This is a genomic window from Hymenobacter coccineus, assembly GCF_001816125.1.
GTDB classification, from domain to species: domain Bacteria; phylum Bacteroidota; class Bacteroidia; order Cytophagales; family Hymenobacteraceae; genus Hymenobacter; species Hymenobacter coccineus.
Window position 1 is genome coordinate 1 of sequence record NZ_MDZA01000012.1, and the last position, 17,334, is coordinate 17,334.

General features: G+C 64.1%; 16 protein-coding genes and 1 pseudogene. 8 read left to right on the plus strand and 9 right to left on the minus strand.

Annotated elements, in window-relative coordinates; translation table 11 throughout:
- Nucleotides 1-181 precede the first annotated feature (181 nt).
- On the plus strand, nucleotides 182-1,399 hold the full coding sequence (locus BEN49_RS01030) for an aminopeptidase P N-terminal domain-containing protein (protein WP_438831766.1): 1,218 nt from the start codon (nucleotides 182-184) through the stop codon (nucleotides 1,397-1,399).
- Between the two features lie 77 nt (nucleotides 1,400-1,476).
- On the opposite strand, the gene BEN49_RS01035 is transcribed toward BEN49_RS01030, so the two are convergent.
- From BEN49_RS01035 to BEN49_RS01050, 4 genes are all read right to left on the minus strand, one after another.
- On the minus strand, nucleotides 1,477-2,043 hold the full coding sequence (locus BEN49_RS01035; protein WP_070739513.1) for a DUF4252 domain-containing protein: 567 nt from the start codon (nucleotides 2,041-2,043) through the stop codon (nucleotides 1,477-1,479).
- 157 nt (nucleotides 2,044-2,200) lie between these two features.
- A complete protein-coding gene (locus BEN49_RS01040) occupies nucleotides 2,201-2,950 on the minus strand; it encodes a hypothetical protein (protein WP_070739516.1) in 750 nt (249 codons plus the stop codon).
- Nucleotides 2,932-3,831: a hypothetical protein gene (locus BEN49_RS01045; RefSeq protein WP_125916387.1), complete on the minus strand. Its 900-nt coding sequence runs from the start codon at nucleotides 3,829-3,831 to the stop codon at nucleotides 2,932-2,934. The genes BEN49_RS01040 and BEN49_RS01045 overlap by 19 nt, the downstream gene beginning before the upstream one ends.
- A 144-nt stretch (nucleotides 3,832-3,975) precedes the next feature.
- Nucleotides 3,976-4,386, minus strand: a complete 411-nt coding sequence (locus tag BEN49_RS01050; RefSeq protein WP_070739522.1) for an EVE domain-containing protein — start codon at nucleotides 4,384-4,386, stop codon at nucleotides 3,976-3,978.
- Nucleotides 4,387-4,518: 132 nt separating this feature from the next.
- On the opposite strand from BEN49_RS01050, the gene BEN49_RS01055 reads away from it, so the two are divergent.
- A complete protein-coding gene (locus tag BEN49_RS01055) occupies nucleotides 4,519-5,229 on the plus strand; it encodes a pirin family protein (protein ID WP_070739525.1) in 711 nt (236 codons plus the stop codon).
- A 229-nt stretch (nucleotides 5,230-5,458) separates the two neighbouring features.
- Nucleotides 5,459-6,517 (plus strand): LLM class flavin-dependent oxidoreductase, encoded by a 1,059-nt coding sequence (locus BEN49_RS01060; RefSeq protein WP_204376021.1) that lies wholly within the window; start codon nucleotides 5,459-5,461, stop codon nucleotides 6,515-6,517.
- A 148-nt stretch (nucleotides 6,518-6,665) separates the two neighbouring features.
- Here the strand turns inward: BEN49_RS01060 and BEN49_RS01065 are convergent, their stop codons facing one another.
- The 4 genes from BEN49_RS01065 to BEN49_RS01080 all read right to left on the minus strand — a co-directional run bounded on the left by BEN49_RS01065 (nucleotide 6,666) and on the right by BEN49_RS01080 (nucleotide 11,265).
- Complete coding sequence (locus BEN49_RS01065; RefSeq protein ID WP_083325652.1) at nucleotides 6,666-7,160, minus strand: thioredoxin family protein; 495 nt, start codon at nucleotides 7,158-7,160, stop codon at nucleotides 6,666-6,668.
- Nucleotides 7,161-7,269: 109 nt separating this feature from the next.
- Nucleotides 7,270-8,676: an MFS transporter gene (locus tag BEN49_RS01070; RefSeq protein WP_070739528.1), complete on the minus strand. Its 1,407-nt coding sequence runs from the start codon at nucleotides 8,674-8,676 to the stop codon at nucleotides 7,270-7,272.
- 67 nt (nucleotides 8,677-8,743) lie between these two features.
- The gene (locus BEN49_RS01075) at nucleotides 8,744-10,639 is read right to left on the minus strand and encodes an alpha-amylase family glycosyl hydrolase (protein WP_070739531.1); all 1,896 of its coding nucleotides are present in this window, start codon (nucleotides 10,637-10,639) and stop codon (nucleotides 8,744-8,746) included.
- A 200-nt stretch (nucleotides 10,640-10,839) separates the two neighbouring features.
- On the minus strand, nucleotides 10,840-11,265 hold the full coding sequence (locus BEN49_RS01080; RefSeq protein WP_070739552.1) for a hypothetical protein: 426 nt from the start codon (nucleotides 11,263-11,265) through the stop codon (nucleotides 10,840-10,842).
- Nucleotides 11,266-11,381: 116 nt separating this feature from the next.
- On the opposite strand from BEN49_RS01080, the gene BEN49_RS01085 reads away from it, so the two are divergent.
- From BEN49_RS01085 to BEN49_RS01095, 3 genes and pseudogenes are all read left to right on the plus strand, one after another.
- Nucleotides 11,382-13,142, plus strand: a complete 1,761-nt coding sequence (locus BEN49_RS01085; RefSeq protein ID WP_070739534.1) for a DNA polymerase/3'-5' exonuclease PolX — start codon at nucleotides 11,382-11,384, stop codon at nucleotides 13,140-13,142.
- Between the two features lie 146 nt (nucleotides 13,143-13,288).
- Nucleotides 13,289-14,346: pseudogene (locus BEN49_RS01090) on the plus strand (glycosyltransferase family 9 protein).
- A gap of 101 nt (nucleotides 14,347-14,447) precedes the next feature.
- Nucleotides 14,448-14,714, plus strand: coding sequence for a UBP-type zinc finger domain-containing protein (locus tag BEN49_RS01095; RefSeq protein ID WP_070739537.1), 267 nt, complete (start codon nucleotides 14,448-14,450; stop codon nucleotides 14,712-14,714).
- Between the two features lie 462 nt (nucleotides 14,715-15,176).
- On the opposite strand, the gene serS is transcribed toward BEN49_RS01095, so the two are convergent.
- Nucleotides 15,177-16,451, minus strand: coding sequence for a serine--tRNA ligase (serS, locus tag BEN49_RS01105; RefSeq protein WP_070739555.1), 1,275 nt, complete (start codon nucleotides 16,449-16,451; stop codon nucleotides 15,177-15,179).
- Between the two features lie 335 nt (nucleotides 16,452-16,786).
- On the opposite strand from serS, the gene BEN49_RS26215 reads away from it, so the two are divergent.
- The gene (locus BEN49_RS26215) at nucleotides 16,787-17,164 is read left to right on the plus strand and encodes a Rho termination factor N-terminal domain-containing protein (RefSeq protein WP_094123080.1); all 378 of its coding nucleotides are present in this window, start codon (nucleotides 16,787-16,789) and stop codon (nucleotides 17,162-17,164) included.
- On the plus strand, nucleotides 17,097-17,334 hold a 238-nt coding region (locus BEN49_RS28620; protein WP_438831767.1), incomplete at its 3' end, for a hypothetical protein. The genes BEN49_RS26215 and BEN49_RS28620, both read left to right, overlap by 68 nt.

A 17,334-nucleotide genomic window follows, 5' to 3' on the forward strand; every position in this document is an offset into this window, starting at 1 on the left:
TAGCGGCTGGGGACGGGGGCCGTTTGCAGCGGCAACTTACGGCCCGCCGCCGGAACGCCCCGCGCCGCTAACTTGCGGCCCCTAACCCACCTCACCTCCGCTATGCGCTACGCCCCCCTGGCCCCCCGAGCTTTTTGTTGAGAACCGCCGCCGCTTCCGCGAGCTGCTGCCGGCCAATTCGTTGGCCATTTTCCAGTCCAACGACATCATGCCCACCAACGCCGACGGCTCAATGGGCTTCCGGCAGAGCAGCGACTTGTTCTACCTCTCGGGCGTCGATCAAGAGGAAAGCATCCTCGTCATTGCGCCCAACGCCCGGCTCGAAAGCCACCGCGAAATCCTGTTTTTAAAGGAAACTTCCGACCTGATTTTGGTATGGGAAGGCCACAAGCTGACCAAGGAGCAGGCCCGCCAAAACTCGGGCATCCCCACCATTATGTGGCTGGAGAACTTCAAAACCGTGCTGCCCGCCCTGATGAACGAGGCCGAGCAGGTGTACCTGAACTCGAACGAGCACATCCGGTCCGTGGTGGAGGTGGAAACGCGCGACGCCCGCTTCATCAAGGCCATCCAGGCGCAGTACCCGCTGCACACCTACCGCCGCGCCGCGCCGCTGCTGCACGGGCTGCGCGCCATCAAGGGGCCCCAGGAGGTGGAGGCCCTGCGCACGGCCTGCAACATCACCGAAAAGGCGCTGCGCCGGGTGCTGGGCTTTGTGCAGCCGGGCGTGTGGGAGTTCGAGATTGAGGCCGAAATCGTGCACGAGTTCCTGCGCAACCGCAGCCGGGGCCCCGCCTACGGCAGCATCATCGGGAGTGGCAAAAACGCCACCGTGCTGCACTACACCACCAACGACGAGCAGTGCCAGGCCGGCGATGTGATTCTGATGGACTTCGGCGCCGAGTACGCCAACTACGCCGCCGACCTCACCCGCAGCATCCCCGTCAGCGGCAAGTTCAGCCCCCGCCAGCGCGAGGTGTACGAATCGGTGCTGGCCGTGATGCGCTACGCCGAAACCCAGTTGCGGGCCGGCAACGAAATCGAAGCCTACCACAAAAGCGTGGGCGAAAAAATGGAGCAGGAGCTCGTCAAGCTCGGCCTGCTGAAAGCCGAGGACGTGGCCGCCCAAAACCCCGACCAGCCGCTTTACAAAAAGTACTTCATGCACGGCACCAGCCACTACCTGGGCCTCGACGTGCACGACGTGGGCCTCAAGTACCGCACCTTCGAAGCGGGCATGGTGTACACCATCGAGCCGGGCATCTACATCCCCGACGAAAACCTGGGCATCCGCCTCGAAAACGACTACCTGCTTACCGCCGACGGCAACGAAAACCTGATGGTCAATATCCCCCTCGAAGCCGACGACATCGAGCGCCTGATGCAGAAGGGGAATTAAAAATTAAAAATGAGAAATTAAAAATGCCGCTGGGGCTACTCAGCGGCATTTTTAATTTCTCATTTTTAATTTTTAACTCATTTCCCCGTGGCCTGCACCAGCGCCGGCAGGTACTTGCTGAGGGCCTGCACCTGGGCCTGGGTGAAATTGCCCTGTACTGAGACCAGTACAAAGGAATTGGCCTCGTCGGGCAGCTGGCCCACGGCAGCAAACTCCGCTACTTTGTCGCCGCTGCCGCGGGTGGATACCTGGTAGCTGCTGGCCGCGGCCCCCGCGCTCAGGGTGGTGTAGCGCTCATTTTGCAGCACTCCGGCAGCCTCACTGCGTAAGCCTTCCCGGGCCAGCCCCTGCGCCGCCGCCGATACGGGCACGAAGCTAATGAACCGCGCCGAGCGGATGCCCGTGATGCCGTCCGTCAGTTCGGAGCCGCCGAGCAGCTTGGCGGCCTTCACCAAAGCCAGGCGCTGGAGCAAATCGGCCGACCACTGGGTGGTGTGGAAGCCGGGCTGGCCGTCGTACTTGTTGAAGAAAGCGGCCACCGTGCGGGCCGGGGCCCCGCCGGGCCCGCCGGCGCGGCAACCCGCCAGCAGTAGCAAACCGAGTAAGAAAAACGAGGAAAATGGGGCAATAAAGCGCTTCAGCATGACGAAAAGGCGGCGGGGAACAGACGGCCCGCCGCCCGCGCCGCGCCGCAAACGCCGGGCCAACCCGCGCCCCGGGGCCCTAATTTTTTAGTTGTCAGTTGCTCGTTGTCAGTTGTTCGTTTGCTAGTAAATCGTTGACTGACAACTGACAACTAGCTTAAAAAGCCACCGCGTTTAGGAAAAACACGTCGCGGTCGGGGGCTCCGGGGCGGCGCACGCGCTGGTAGCCGCTGGCCACGAAGCGGGTGCCGAACCAAGGCAGCAGCTCGTCAGGCTCCGAGTCCAGGATCTTGTAGGGCGAGTCGGCGGGGGGTGTGAACAAGGGCACGGCCAAGTCGTTGGGGCCCGTGGCATCGCGGTCCACCAGCTTGTAGTGCAGCTGGTCGTCGCGCAGGTAGGCCAGGGCCAGGCGGCCATCGGGCAAGGGCAGCAGGCGCACGGCTTCCTCCAGGTCGCGGCGGTGCACGTCGTTGAGCACGTAGGTGTTATCCCAAAGCAGGGCCCCGGCACGGTCGAAGCCGCAGACCACCACGTGGCTGGTTTGGTAGCCGTCGGCGTCGCGCGGATTGCCGTAGGCGCTGTTCATGCCCACTGGCAGCTCGAAGGGCACACCCGCGTAGCCGGGCAGGCTGTTGCGACCGTAGCCCGAGCTGTAGTAGCGGCTGCCGCTGTAGGCGGTGCTGCGAAAATGGGGAGCGTACACTTCGGCCACCAGCGCGTAGCCGCCGTCGGGTTGGGGCAGCAATTCGTGCAGCAGCAGGCGGTAGCGCCAGCGCTGGGGCTCGGCGTCGGTGGCGTCGATGCGCTCGTTACGGCGCTCGAGGCGGGCCAGGTGGGCGGGGTTGAGGTAGTCGAAAAAGTGCTTCAGCCGCCGGAAATCGTAGAATTTCAGCGCCGACTGCCCCACGCCGCCGCGCTCAGGTCGGTGGCAAACAGGCCCTGGGCGTAGCCAGGGTCGCGCAGCGAGTAGGTGCCCGTGAGCAGGCGCGTGCTCGTGTCCTGGGGCGGGCTGAGCTGGGCCGTAATGAGGCTGCGGTCGCTCTGGGCCTGCACGTATTCGGAGCTGACGAGCTGCCCGCGGTCGGTGAGCTGCTTGAGCTGGAGGCGGCTCTTGCGGCCGTTGGTTTGGGTGAGCACGTACTCGGCGCGGCCGGCGGTGGCATCGGCCACGAAGCTGAGCTGGGTGGGCAGCTGCTCGTACACCGAGGAGAGGAATTGCAGCCGGCCGGTGGCCACGTCCAGCAGCAGCGCCGTGAGGTGCTGGCCGTCGTTAAGCGTTACGGTGGCAAACAAATGCCCGTCCATCGCCTTCAGGTCCACCACGTTGCGCACCGTCTTCGTGTCGAACACCTGCGTGAGGACCTGGCCGCCCTGGGCGTCGTAGGCCGCCACCAAGAACCGGCCGGGTACCCGCGTCGAGCTGAACAGGGCGTACACGATGCGCGGCTCGGCGCAGATGCGCGCGAAGCTGAATTCGTCGGGCACGTCCACGGCCCGCTCGGTGCGCAGGTGCAGGTCGCGGTCGTACTGCTGAAACGCAAACAGCGTTTCGCGGCCCCCCGGCCGGTTGGGCCGTCCCAGCAGTACCACCACCGAGCTATCGGCCGGCAGGGCCTGCACGTGGGCTTCGCTGGTGTTGGGGTCCAGGTCGAGCTCGATGCGGGCGGCCTGGGTGGGGGCCCCGGGGGGCGGCGGTAGGGGCGCAGTGCCCCGGTCCTGGGCGCGCAGGGGCCTGGTGGGGCCCAGCAGCAAGCACGCTGCCAACAGTAAGGAGTACAGTGTTTTCATGCCCGTTCGGCTAGTTGGCCGGCCGGGGGTGGGGGTCCGGGCGCGGCAGTATTTTAAAGATACAACCTGCGCCGGGGCTATGCAAGCCCCGGCGCGTTAGCTAAACGTGGGCCGCGGCCAAGTCGTTCGGCTCGGGGCCCCAACTTACGCCGCGCCTAGGGCCAAAATCAGGTCGAATTCGTCGGGCCGCACCGGCAGCACCGACAGGCGCGACTGCCGCAGCAGGGCTAACTCGGCCAGCCGGGCGTCGGCCTTGAGAGTAGCCAGCGCCACCGGGCGGGCCAGGGCCCCCACCGGGCGCAGGGCCACCGCCACCCAGGGCGAGCCGGTTTCGGCGGTGGCGTCGGGGGCGGCCAAGGCGGCTACTTCGGCCAGGCCCACCACGGCTTTTTCGCTCACGCTGTGATAGAAGAGGACTTGGTCGCCGGGCTGCATCAGGCTCAAGTTGTTGCGGGCCTGGTAGTTGCGCACACCGGTCCAGGCCGTGCCGTCGTCGCGCAGGAAGTCGGCCCAGGAGTAAGCTTCGGGTTCAGATTTGACGAGCCAGTAATTCATGCAGTGCGAGGGAAATAAATTCTTTGTTGAAACCATGTACATACATTTAATGTATGTACATTTGCTGACCAGCACGCGCTGCTGGCTGGCTACCACGCCGGTTGGCGCCCCAAAATTATTCCCTTAGTTCCCATGCAAACCCACCTCACCCGCGCCGCCGACCGGGGCCTCAAAGACATTGGCTGGCTGCAAAGCAATTTCACGCTCAGCTTCAGCTCCTACGCCAACCCGCTGCGCAACGGCTTTGGGCTGCTGCGGGTGTTCAACGACGACTTTGTGCAGCCCGGCGGCGGCTTCGGCATTCACGGGCACGCCAACATGGAAATCATTTCCGTGCTGCTGGCCGGCTCCATGAACCACAAGGACTCGCTGGGCTACTCGGAAGTGATAACGCCCGGCAGCGTGCAAATCATGAGCGCCGGCACCGGCCTGCGCCACGAGGAGTACAACGTGGGCGAGGACGAGGTAAACTTCCTGCAAATCTGGATCGAGCCCAAGCTGCAAAACGTGGGGCCCCGCTACCAGCGCCGCCAGTTCCCAGAGGAGAAGCGCCGCAACCAGCTCACCACCATCGTCAGCAACGAGGAAGGCCAGGCCCACTGCTGGATCAACCAGAACGCCAAGCTCTCGTTGGGCCACTACGAGCAGCCCACCGTAGTGGATTACGCCCTCAAGCCGCTGAATAAGATGGTGTTCCTGTTCGTCATCAGCGGCACCGTGACGGTAGCGGGTCAAGAAGTAGGCACGCGCGACAGCCTGGGTATCTGGGACACCGACGCCGTCCGCTTCGAAACCAGCGCCGACGCGCGGTTTCTACTCATTGAGGCCCCTATTAACCACTAAGTATTTGGCCATCCAACCAGGAACTGTCATGCTGAGCTTGCGAAGCATCCTGTCGCCGCTGAACGACCCGTGCTACCCTGATAGGATGCTTCGCAAGCTCAGCATGACGGTTCCTGGTTGAATATCCCATAATTAGTTAAGCAGGAAGGATGCTTTGCTACGCTCTGCATGACGGCCTTTTTATAGCTTTTTGCTTATTAAAACAACAGACTTTCAACCACACAAACCCATGAGCAATCAATTGTTAATTGGAATCGACAGCTTCGTGGCGGCGGGTATTGATCCGGCCACGGGCCAGCCCATCGGTCCGGCCGACCGCATGCAGCAACTGCTGGAAGAAATTGCCCTGGCCGACGAAGTGGGCCTCGACACCTTCGGAATCGGCGAGCACCACCGCCGCGACTTCCTCGACGCGGCCCCGGCCATGATTTTGGCGGCGGCGGCGGCGCGCACCAAGCGCATTCACCTCAACAGCGCCGTGACCGTGCTCAGCGCCGACGACCCGGTGCGCGTGTTCCAGAACTTCGCCACGCTCGACCTGCTTTCGCAGGGCCGCGCCGCCCTTATTGTGGGCCGCGGCTCGTTCACGGAGGCATTCCCGCTCTTCGGCCTGAACCTGAACGACTACGATTCGCTCTTCACCGAAAAGCTGGACCTGCTGCTGAAAATCCGCGACAACGCCACCGTCACGTGGTCGGGCCGGCACCGGGCCCCGCTCAAAAACCAAGGCATTTACCCGCGTCCGTTGCAAGAAAAGCTGCCCATCTGGCTGGGCGTAGGCGGTACGCCCGAGTCGTTCGTGCGCGCCGGCACCCTGGGCTTGCCCCTCATGATTGCCATCATCGGCGGCGAGCCGCACCGCTTCCGCCCGCTCGTGGACCTGTACCGCGAGGCCGGCCGCCGCGCCGGCCACCCCGCCGAGCAGCTGAAGGTGGGCGTCCACCTCTTCGGCTTCGTGGGCGACACCACCCAGCAGGCGGCCGACGATTTCTACCCCGGCTACGCCAAAATGTTCGCCACCATCAGCAAGGAGCGCGGCTTCCCGGCGCCCACCCGCGGGCAGTACGACGCCACCCGGGGCCCCCGCGGCGCCTTCATGATCGGCGACCCCGAAACGGTGGCGGCCAAGCTGCTGGCCGTCAGCGAATCGCTGGGCGGCCTGGCGCGCATCTCCATCCAAATGACTAACCTGCTGCTGCCCCACGCCAAAATGCTGCACGCCATCGAGCTGCTCGGCACGCGCGTGGCCCCGCTGGTGCGGGAAGCTCTGGCCGTGGCCAAGGCCTAAAGCTGCTAGTTGCTGTAAGCCAGAGCCGTCCGTCATGTTGACGAAGGAAGCATCTTATCACGTTGGAACGAGTTGTTCTGCGGTGATAAGATGCTTCCTTCGTCAGCATGACAGACGGCTTCTTAACTAAGCAGGTAAGGCTATCAACTTACTTGCCCAGCAACGTTTTCAAGTACGCCTCGAAGCCCGCGGGGCCCCCGCTGACGTAGCCAATCTTGCCCAGGATTTTGCCGTCGGGCGCTACCACTACGGCCAGCGGAAACTCGCCCTCGCGGTTTAGTTGCGCCTTGGCCGCATCGTTGCGCTTGATCTGCTCGGGCGACGGCTGGTTCTGGGGCTTCTGCGGGTAGTCGAAATGGGCCAGTACCAGCCGGTCCTTGGCGTAGGCCACGAAGGCGGGCTGGGCAAATACCTCGCGCTCGTACTTCACGCACGGCGCGCACCAATCGGAGCCCGAAAACACAACCACGATGGGCCGATTGGTAGCCTTGGCCTGTGCCTGGGCCGCGGCCAAATCATTCAGGCCCCAGTTGGCCACCAGGTTGGCAGGCGCTGCCTTGGCAGCCGGCGCGGTTTGGGCCCCAGCGGGGAGGAGGGGAGCGGCGACAAATAGGGCCCCTAAAAGGGCAAAGCGGAGGAGCATGGGGGAGGATGTAGCGCGAACTTTGTAGTTCGCGTCGCTGAACGATTAATCGGCAGAACGAAGCGAGAGCTGCGAACTACAAGGTTCGCGTTGCAATTCGCGCTACACGTTACGCCCGGGTGGCGGGGGTGCCGTAGCCAAAGTTTTCGGCCGGCTCGCCGGTGGTGGCCACGGGTACGTCGTCCACGTCGTCCACCGTGAGGGTGAGCAGGCCGGCGATGATCATGGCCGCGCCGCCCACCATCAGGGTGTAAATGGACTGGCCGTGGAACACATGCTTAGTGAGGGGCCCCAGGATGAGGCCGGCCGCGCCCTGCGGCAGCACCACGAAAAAGTTGAACACCCCCATGTAGTAGCCCATTTTGTTCGACGGCAGGGCCCCCGCGAGCATGGCGTAAGGCACACTCAGGATGCTGGCCCAGGCAATGCCCACGCCCACCATCGACAGCAAAATGTAGTGGTAGTCGTGGATGAAGTAGATCGAAATCAGCCCCAGCCCGCCCAGCACCAGGGCCAGCATGTGGGTGAAGCGCCGGCTGGTGCGGCGCGCTACCAGCGGCAGCAGCAGCGCCATCACGGCAGACAAGCCGTTGTAGACCGAGAAGCACACGCCCACCCAGTCGCCGCCCTTGTTGTAGAGCGCCGAGGTGGTATCGGTGGTGTGGAACACGTGGCTGGTGACAGCTTGCGTGGTGTAAATCCACATCGAGAACAGCGCGAACCACGAGAAAAACTGCACTACGGCCAGCTGGCGCATGGTTTTGGGCATTTTGAAAATGCCGGCGAACGACTCCCGGAAGCCGTGCGCAAAGCCGGCGGTGCGGGCTTTTTCGGCCTCAAACTCGGCCAAGTCGGCCGGTGGGTACTCACGGGTGCGCAGCACCGTCCAGAGCACGGCCAGGAAAAACACCACGCCGCCCGCCGTGAACGAGTAGCGCACCGACGCCGGGATGTGCCCCATCGCGGCCACGTTCGACACGTGGAACCAGTTGGTGAGCACCCAGGGCAGCGACGAGGCCACCACGGCCCCCACGCCGATGAAGAAGGTTTGGGCCCCGAAGCCGGTGGTGCGCTGCTCCGAGGGCAGCAAGTCGCCCACCAGGGCCCGGAACGGCTCCATGCTGATGTTGATGCTCGAATCCATGATCCAGAGCATGCCGGCGGCCATCCACAGGGCCGTCACGTTGGGCATCACCAGCAGCGAGAGCGACGCCAGGATGGCGCCCACCAAGAAGTAGGGCCGGCGCCGGCCCCAGCGCGGGCTCCAGGTGCGGTCGGAGAGGTAGCCGATGATGGGCTGCACAATGAGGCCCGTGGCGGGCGCGGCCAGCCACAGAAAGGCAATTTCATCGGTTTTGGCGCCCATCGTCTCGAAAATCCGGCTCACGTTGGCGTTTTGCAGGGCAAAGCCGAACTGGATGCCGAGGAAGCCGAAGCTCATGTTCCAGATTTGCCAGAACGAGAGGCGGGGCTTGGCGTGGGTAGAAGGGACGGACGTGACGGCACCAGCAGCCATAGCGAAGTGGGTGGGATTTAGGGAGATGCGCGATGAAGATGGGGCCCTGGGGGCCCCACTTCCAAATCTATTTTTTCAATTCAACCACCATCACCGTGTGGGCGGGCACGGCCAGGTTTTTCAAGTCGGGCACGGGGGCCCCGGTTACCACGTCTTGGCCCGAGGCGAAGCCGGCGGTGCGCTCGGCGAAGCGGTTGCCGTCCACGGTTTTGGCGTCCTTGGTGTTGTTGGCGATGACCATCACGCACTCCCCCGCGTCGGTGTAGCGGAAATAAGTGTACACGCCGTCCTGCGGGATGAACTGCATGAGCTTGCCGCTGCTAAGCACGGGGTGGCTCTTGCGGTAGTTGGCCAGCTTGCTCACGTAGTCAAAGGCCTCGCCGGCCTGGCCCGGGCGGGCCGCGAAGTAGTTGGTTTTGTCGCTGGCCCAGCCGCCGGGGAAGTCCTCGCGCACCTTGCCGTCGGGGTCCGAGAAGTTCTTCATCAGCACTTCCGTGCCGTAGTAGAGCTGCGGCGTGCCGCGCAAGGTCAGCAGCCAGGCCAGGCCCATCTTGTACTTGGCAAAGTCCTCGCCGATCACCGAGTAGAACCGGCTCATGTCGTGGTTGTCGAGGAACGGCACGTTGCGCGTGGCGTCGGTGTACATCCAGTCGCCCTGCAGGGCCCTATACAGCTTGGTTAGGTCGCCGTTGTCGCCCTTCAGCACGTCGCCAATGCCGAAACAAATCTGGAAATCAAGCACTCCCGGCAAGTTGGACTTAAACCCGTTAACGGCCGGAAAAATGCTCTGCGCGAAGAACGCCTGCTCGGCCTCGGTGCCCTCCCAAGCCTCGCCAAACAGCGCCAGCTTGGGGTACTCGTCGGCAATGGCCTTGCCCCACGCCATCAGGAACTGCGGCTCCGAATATGGGTACGTGTCGATGCGGTAGCCGTCGAGGCCGGTGCTTTCCACCCACCATAAGAAGTTCTGGATCAAGTACGTGGCCACCAGTGGGTTGCTCTGGTTCACGTCGGGCATCGTGGTATCGAACCAGCCGTCGTTTTCCAGCTTGCGGTCAATCTGGGAGGCGTAGGGGTCGTTGAGCGTGAAGGCGTTGTAGTTGCTGCGCGTGAAGGTGGGAAACGCGTGGAACCAGTCGGCCGCCGGCTGGTCGCGGAACAAGTGGTGGTAGCTGCCCCAGTGGTTCAGCACGATGTCCTGCACCACTTTGAGGCCCTGTTTGTGCGCGTTTTTCACGAATTGCACGTACTCGGCGTTGGTGCCGTAGCGCGGGTCTACCTTGTAGCAATCCGTCACGGCGTAGCCGTGGTAGCTGGCCTTGGGCATGTCGTTTTCCACGATGGGCGTGGGCCAGATAGCCGTGGCCCCCAGCTGCTTGAAGTAGCCGAAGTGGTTCTCGATGCCCTTCAAGTCGCCGCCGTGGCGGGCGTACATCGAGTCGCGGGCGATGTGGTTCACGCGAGTGCTCTTCACCACGTCGTTCTTCGGGTCGCCGTTCGAAAAACGGTCGGGCATCAGCATGTACACGAAGTCGGCCTGCGTGAGGCCCTGGGTGCGATCAGGGTCGGAGTTGCGGGCCCGCAGCTCGTAGCTGTACGTGAAATTCTTGGCGCCCTTGAATTGCAGCTTGAGCTTGCCTGGCTTGGCATCGGGCCGCACCGTGAGGCTGAGCAACAGGTAGTTGGAGCTGGTGAGCTTGTCCACCTTATCTAGCGTGACACCGGGGTAGTTGGGCTGCTCCACGGTGCTGCTGGCCAGGCCCGGGCCGTGCACTAGCAGCTGTACCTGGGGGTTTTTCATGCCCACAAACCAGTACGTGGGGTCGATGCGGTCGACGGCAGCCGGCGCGGCTTTCTGGTGGTGGGCAGGAGCGGCCGTAGGGCCCCCAGCAGCGGCCGCGGGCACCGCCGAAACTGCCAGTGCGCCCGCCAAAGCCAGCGCAGAAATTGAAGATAAATTCATGGATGAAATAGGGTAGCGGCGGGCCCGCGCCCCGTCGGGAAAACGGTTCGCAACGGCAGGCGTAGGGGGCGAAGGCCACGCCGGCCTGCGGCCCGGCGCGCAGGCGCTACGCCCGGCACCGGCCGCCGGCTAACGCGGCACTCGGGTCAGAAAAGTGGTGGAAAATTACGCTTTCCGCCTCGAACATCGTCTGGAAAGTATCAGTGCACCTCCGCCACGCCGGGCTGCTGCCGCCGCAGCTCCAGCACGTTTTGGCGCAGCGAAACAATTTCTAGCATATAATCGGGCGTGCTGCCGTCGGCCAAATGGATGCGCAAATGGGCCGGGTCGGGGGCCGTCCATGTGCCCTCGTGCCCATCAAGGCCATCGGTGGGGGCAATGTCGAACTCGGTGAAGCGCCCCGCCGGTCCAATGGCGAAGCCCGTGCGGCCCCGGCTGGGCGGGAACTTGTAGGTGTTGGGCCGGTACACGAGCGTGTCGCCGCGGGTTTCTTCGTTCGATTGCAGCCAGGTGCCCTGCAAATCGGCGGGGGAAGCGGGCAGGCGGTCGGGGCGGCGCGGCTGGCACGTGGCGGCCACGAGCGCCAGCGGCAGCACCGCCAGCCAACGGGAGAAGGGGAGGGCCATGAACAACGGGTTTAACGTAAGCACCAATCGAAGCGGCGGGCAGCCCCGCGGGGCCCCCGCCGGGGCCCGCAAGCTACGCCCGGCGGTACCTTCGCTCACCCAAACGACCTATTCCTGTGGACAACCGCGCCCTTACCCACGCCTTTCGGCTGGCGGCGCAGCTCATGGAGCTGCACGACGAAAACCCCTTTAAAATTCGCGCCATCGAAGGCACCGCCACGGCCCTGGAGGCCCTGAGCTTCCCGGTGGCCGAGGTGGAACGCCCCGGCCTGCCCGACCGCACCGGCCTGAGCAAAACCGCCGCCGCCAAAGTAGCCGAGCTGCTCGACACCGGCACGTTCTCGGACTTGCAGCGCCTGCTCGAAATCACCCCGCCCGGCGTGGTGGAGCTGCTGAAAATCAAGGGTATCAGCCCGAAGAAAATCAGGGCCCTGTGGCACGAGCTGGGCATCGAAAGCGCCGAACAGCTGCGCGACGCCGCCGAGGCCGACCAGGTAAGCAAGCTGAAGGGCTTCGGCCAGAAAACCCAGCAGGGTATCCTGGAGGCCCTCGAATTCACCGATCAAAGCAAGGGCAAGCTGCTCTACCCGCAGGCCGAGGAGCTGGGCGAGGCCTTGGCCCGCCGCCTGCGCGAAGCCCTCGGCACCGAGCAGGTGGCCGTGGCCGGCGAAACCCGCCGCCGCCTCGAAACTGTGGAAACCGTGGCCCTGGTGGCCGCCACTGATGCGCCCGAAAAAGCGCACGACCTGCTGAATTCGCTCGAAGGCCTGGTGCCCGCGCCGGCGCAGTCGGGGCCCTTTGCCTGGCGCGGCACCGCCGCCGGCTCGGGCGTGGCCGTGGAAGTGCTGCTGGTGGCGCCGGAAGATTTCGTGAACGAGCTGTTTCTGCAAACCGCCACCGAAGCCCACCTTGCCGAACCGTTGCCCAACGCCGCCGGCCAGGGCCCCGGCCAGCCGGCCACACTGCGCCAGTGGGCCCGCCGCGAAAAATTCGCGCAGGAAGAGCTTATTTACGAAAAAGCCGGCCTGCAATACCTGGTGCCCGAGCTGCGCGAGGGCCTGGGCGAAATCGCGCTGGCCGCCGAAAACAAGCTGCCCCGCCTGCTCGAAGACGGCGACATCCGCGGCTCGCTGCACAACCACAGCACCTACTCCGACGGCAACCACTCGCTGCGCGAAATGGCCACCTGGCTCCGCGACCACGGCTTCGAGTACCTCGGGATATGCGACCACTCGCAGGCCGCCCACTACGCCAACGGCCTCAGCGCCGACCGCGTGCGCCAGCAGCACCAGGAAATCGATAAGCTGAACGAGGAGCTGGCCCCTTTCCGCATTTTCAAAGGAATAGAGAGCGACATCCTCAGCGATGGGGCCCTGGACTACTCGCCCGACGTGCTGGCCAGTTTCGACTTCATCGTGGCCTCGGTGCACTCCAACCTGAAGATGGACGAGCGCAAGGCCACCGACCGCCTGCTGCGCGCCATCGCCAACCCGTACTGCACCATGCTGGGCCACCCCACCGGCCGCCTGCTGCTGCGCCGCCAGGGCTATCCCATTGATTACAAGGCCGTCATCGACGCCTGTGCCCAGCACCAGGTCATCATCGAAATCAACGCCAACCCCTGGCGCCTCGACCTCGACTGGCGCTGGGTGCGCTACGCCCTCGACCAGGGCGTGCAGCTCAGCATCAACCCCGACGCCCACCACACCGATGGCTACGCCGACACCCGCTACGGCGTGCTGATGGGCCGCAAGGGCATGCTGACCAAGGAGATGACGTTCAACACGAAATCGGTGGACGAGGCCGCGGCCTACTTCGCGGCCCGCAAAGCCGCCATCAAGCCGCCGGAGGTTTTCAAAGCGTCGCTGTTCGAGTAGGTCGTTGCCACTCAAATACTAGGCCGTCATGCCGAGCGAGCGCAGCATCTTTCCCGCGTCACTAACCATGATTACTGCTGTGGGAAAGATGCTGCGCTGCGCTCGGCATGACCGTTTCTTTAATTGAAACGGTCCCAGTTCCAACAATGAAAATCCTCGTTCTCCGCTTTTCCTCCATCGGCGACATTGTGCTGACCACGCCCGTGGTGCGGGCCCTGGCGCAGCAGGTGCCGGGGGCGAAGGTGCATTTTGCTACCAAGCCCGCCTACCGCGGCCTGCTGGAGCCCAACCCGCACATCGCCAAAGTGCACGTGCTCAGCGGGTCGTTGCGCGACTTGGTGCGCGAGCTGCGGGCGGAGAAGTTCGACTTCATCGTCGACCTGCACAACAACCTGCGCACCCGGCTGCTCAAACTGCAGCTCAACGTGAAGTCGGCCAGCTTCGATAAGCTGAACGCGCAGAAGTGGTTGCTGGTCAACTTCAAGGTCAACACGCTGCCCAAAATTCACATCGTGGACCGCTACCTAGCCGCCGCCGCGCCCCTGGGGGTGCGCAACGACGGCCAAGGCCTCGACTACTTCATCCCCGAAGGCCAGGAAATTGACCTGCGCGACCTGCCCGCGGGCTTCCAGCGCGGCTACGTAGCGGTGGCCATCGGGGCCCAGCACGCCACCAAGCGTCTGCCCGTCGAGAAGCTCATCGCGCTGTGCGCCAAGCTCAACCGGCCCATCGTGCTGCTCGGGGCCCCGAAGACGAGAGCACTGGCCACGTCATCGAGCTGGCCTTTGACGCGGGCGCGGGCCACGGCGAGTCCCCGGCCCGCATCCCTGAGAGCCCGTATTACTTTCCGAAGAACGCGCCGGTGCGGTTCGCTAGTCCGCTCATTTACAACGGTTGCGGGCGGTATTCGCTGCACCAGTCGGCCTCGCTGGTGCGGCAGGCGCAGCTGGTGGTGAGCCACGACACGGGCCTGATGCACATCGCGGCGGCGTTCAAGAAGGAAATTTTCAGCGTGTGGGGCAACACGGTACCGGCCTTCGGCATGTACCCCTACAAAACCGAATTTAGGGCCCTGGAAGTGCTGAACCTGAGCTGCCGCCCTTGCTCCAAAATCGGGTTTGCGAAATGTCCGCAGGGCCATTTCAAGTGCATGAACGACCAAGCGTTAGATTTGAACCTGCCGCCGCCCCGCGACGGGCGCTAGGGCCCCAAGGTTAATTATCAGTTGCTCGTTGGCAGCTGTCATTAACCCGCTTAGGTATCTAATAATGAGCAACTAATACCTGACAACTACTCCGCACCGCCATGGCCAACATCTGCCAGCACCTCACCCAAATTACCCACGTCATCCCGGATACCAAGCACGTCTGCCCCGAGTGCGTGGCCTTGGGTGACGCCTGGGTGCACCTGCGCACCTGCCAGGAATGCGGCCACGTCGGCTGCTGCGACGACTCCAAGAACAAGCACGCCACCCAGCACTTCCACGCCACGCAGCACCCCGTTATTGCCTCCGCCCAGCCTGGCAAGCGGTGGCTCTGGTGCTACGTGGACGAGCAAATGGTGGAGTATTAGTTAGTCCATGAAAATGCTGTGGTGTTGGCGTTGCCAGCAGGAAATGCCCATGCTAGAACCGGCCGAGGCTGCCCTCGTGCACCAAGCGCACGTAGATGGAATGAGTGTTGTTGAAGAGGAATACCGGCGGCGGGGCCTCCTGTTCATTCCCATGCATTTGGAGGGCATGGCCCGACTGCGCCAACCCATGCTGGAGATGTACCGGCTGCTGACTGGCTTCGCGGAAACCAATCCCAGCGCGGTTCGGCACCACGAAGTGGCACAATACGGTCCACCGTGTCCGCAGTGCAAAAAACCGCTCCGCACGCCTGAAGCTCGTTTCTGTGCTGCTTGTGGTTTTGGACAAGAAGATGTTAGCGCCGATTCGCTGCCGCTAGTACGCCGCCGGCCTGAGCTTTTCAGCAATTAAAAAAGCGGCCCGTTCAATGTTATTGAGCGGGCCGCTTTGTAAGTGCGTTAAACTTACCCAATCCGCGAGAAGCCGCAGTAGCTGTGCAGCACCTCGGGCAGCTCGATGCCATCGGCCGTTTGGTTGTTTTCCAGCAGGGCGGCCACGATGCGGGGCAGGGCCAGGGCCGAGCCGTTGAGCGTGTGCAGGAGCTGGGTTTTGCCGCCGTCGGCGCGGTAGCGGCACTTGAGGCGGTTGGCCTGGTAGGTCTCGAAATTGGACGCCGACGATACTTCGAGCCAGCGGCCTTGGGCGGCGCTCCACACCTCCAAATCGTAGGTCAGGGCGCTGGTGAAGCCCATGTCGCCGCCGCACAGGCGCAGCACGCGGTAGGGCAGGCCCAGCTTTTGGAGCAGGCTCTCGATGTGGGCCACCATGCCGTCGAGGGCGGCGTAGCTGTTTTCGGGCTGCGTGATTTGCACAATTTCCACCTTGTCGAACTGGTGCAGGCGGTTGAGGCCCCGCACGTCGGCGCCCCACGAGCCAGCTTCGCGGCGAAAGCAGGGAGTGTAAGCCGTGTTGCGGATGGGCAGCTTCTCGACCGGAATAATTTCGTCGCGGTAGAGGTTCGTCACCGGCACTTCGGCCGTGGGAATGAGGTAGAGGTCGTCCTTGGCGTCGTGGTACATCTGGCCCTCCTTGTCGGGCAGCTGGCCGGTAGCGGTGGCGCTGGCCTCGTTCACCACGATGGGGGGCTGCACTTCGGTGTAGCCGGCCTCGCGGGCCTCGTCGAGGAAAAAGTTGACCAGCGCCCGTTGCAGCCGGGCCCCCTGGCCCTTGTATACCGGGAAGCCGGCGCCGGTGATTTTGATGCCCAGCTCAAAATCAATGATGTCGTACTTCTTAATCAGCTCCCAGTGCGGCTGGGCCCCGGCGTACAGTTCGGGGATGGCGCCGTGCTCGCGCACCAGTTCGTTGTCGGCAGCGGCGCGGCCTTCGGGCACACTGGCGTGGGGCAGGTTGGGCAGCTTGTAGAGCAGCTGCTGGATGGCAAGTTCCACCTGCGTCAGCTCGTCGGTGGCGGTTTTGGTGTGCTGCTTGAGCGCCGTGGTGCGGATTTTCAGGGTGTCGGCGCCGGCCTTGTCGCCGCTTTTCATTAGGGCCCCAATTTGGCGGGCCAAGTCGTTGGCTTCGGCTTGGGCGGCGTCGTGGGAGGTTTGCAGGGCGCGGCGGCGCTGGTCGAGGTCGAGGATGGCGGCCACGTCGGCGGGGCCCGTGGGGTAGTGCTTCTTGGCGAGGCCGGCCAGTACCCGGTCGGTTTGTTCTTTGAGGACGGAAACTTGCAGCATGGGGCGCGGGTTGTTGGAATCGGCGGCAAAGGTAGACCGCCGGGCATCCGATTTGGCAGTTTGCCCGTAATGCCCTAACATTGCGGTAGCAACCGGCCCCCGTGGCCGGGCCGCCGCCCCCAGAGGGTGCCGCTGGTCCGCTCCCATCCCTGCCTTTTCATAAGTAGCGCCGGGTTGCCCCCATTCGTATTGCTCCATCCGATTAGTGTTGTTGTGCCGCGCTGACGCGGTTCTTCGGCCGGCGGCTTATACGCCCCGTTGCCATCCGTGCGCCTTTGGCGGCCCCAAGCCCGCCTGCCGGCCCCTCCCCGATATTCCCTCCCTCTAATTTTTCTATGCACACCCTCAACGAGTTGAAGGACCGTTTGCTGCCCGACCTCAAAGAACTTGCCGAGCAGCTCAACGTTGGCAATTTCAAGCGGCTTAGCAAGCAGGATTTGATATACAAGATTCTGGACCAGCAGGCCACCCAACCGGGCCCCGAAGCCGCAGCTGAGGCCGTAACGGAGGCTGCACCCGCCGTCACTCCCAAACCGGCCCGCGCCCCCCCGCGCTGCTGCCGGGGCCCCCGCCGCGGCCCGCACCAGTCGCCGCGCTGCGTCCGCAGTAGCCGAGCAGCCCTTCTCCGACGTGGCCCCGCCCGCTGTGGAGGGTCCCTCCGCCGTGCAGGTAGCCCCAATCCCAGCCGCTGCCGTAGCTGCCCCCGTGGCTGAAGCAGCGGTAGCCCAGGAGGCATCAGTGGCCGAAGCTGCTCCCGCTCCGGTGCAGCCCGCGGCCGAAAACGCTGCTGAAACCCCTATCGAACTTCCTGCTGAAGGCACCGAGGCCGCCCCCGCGGCCGATGGGGCCCCGGCTGAGCGCCACCGCCGCGAGCGGGTGGGCG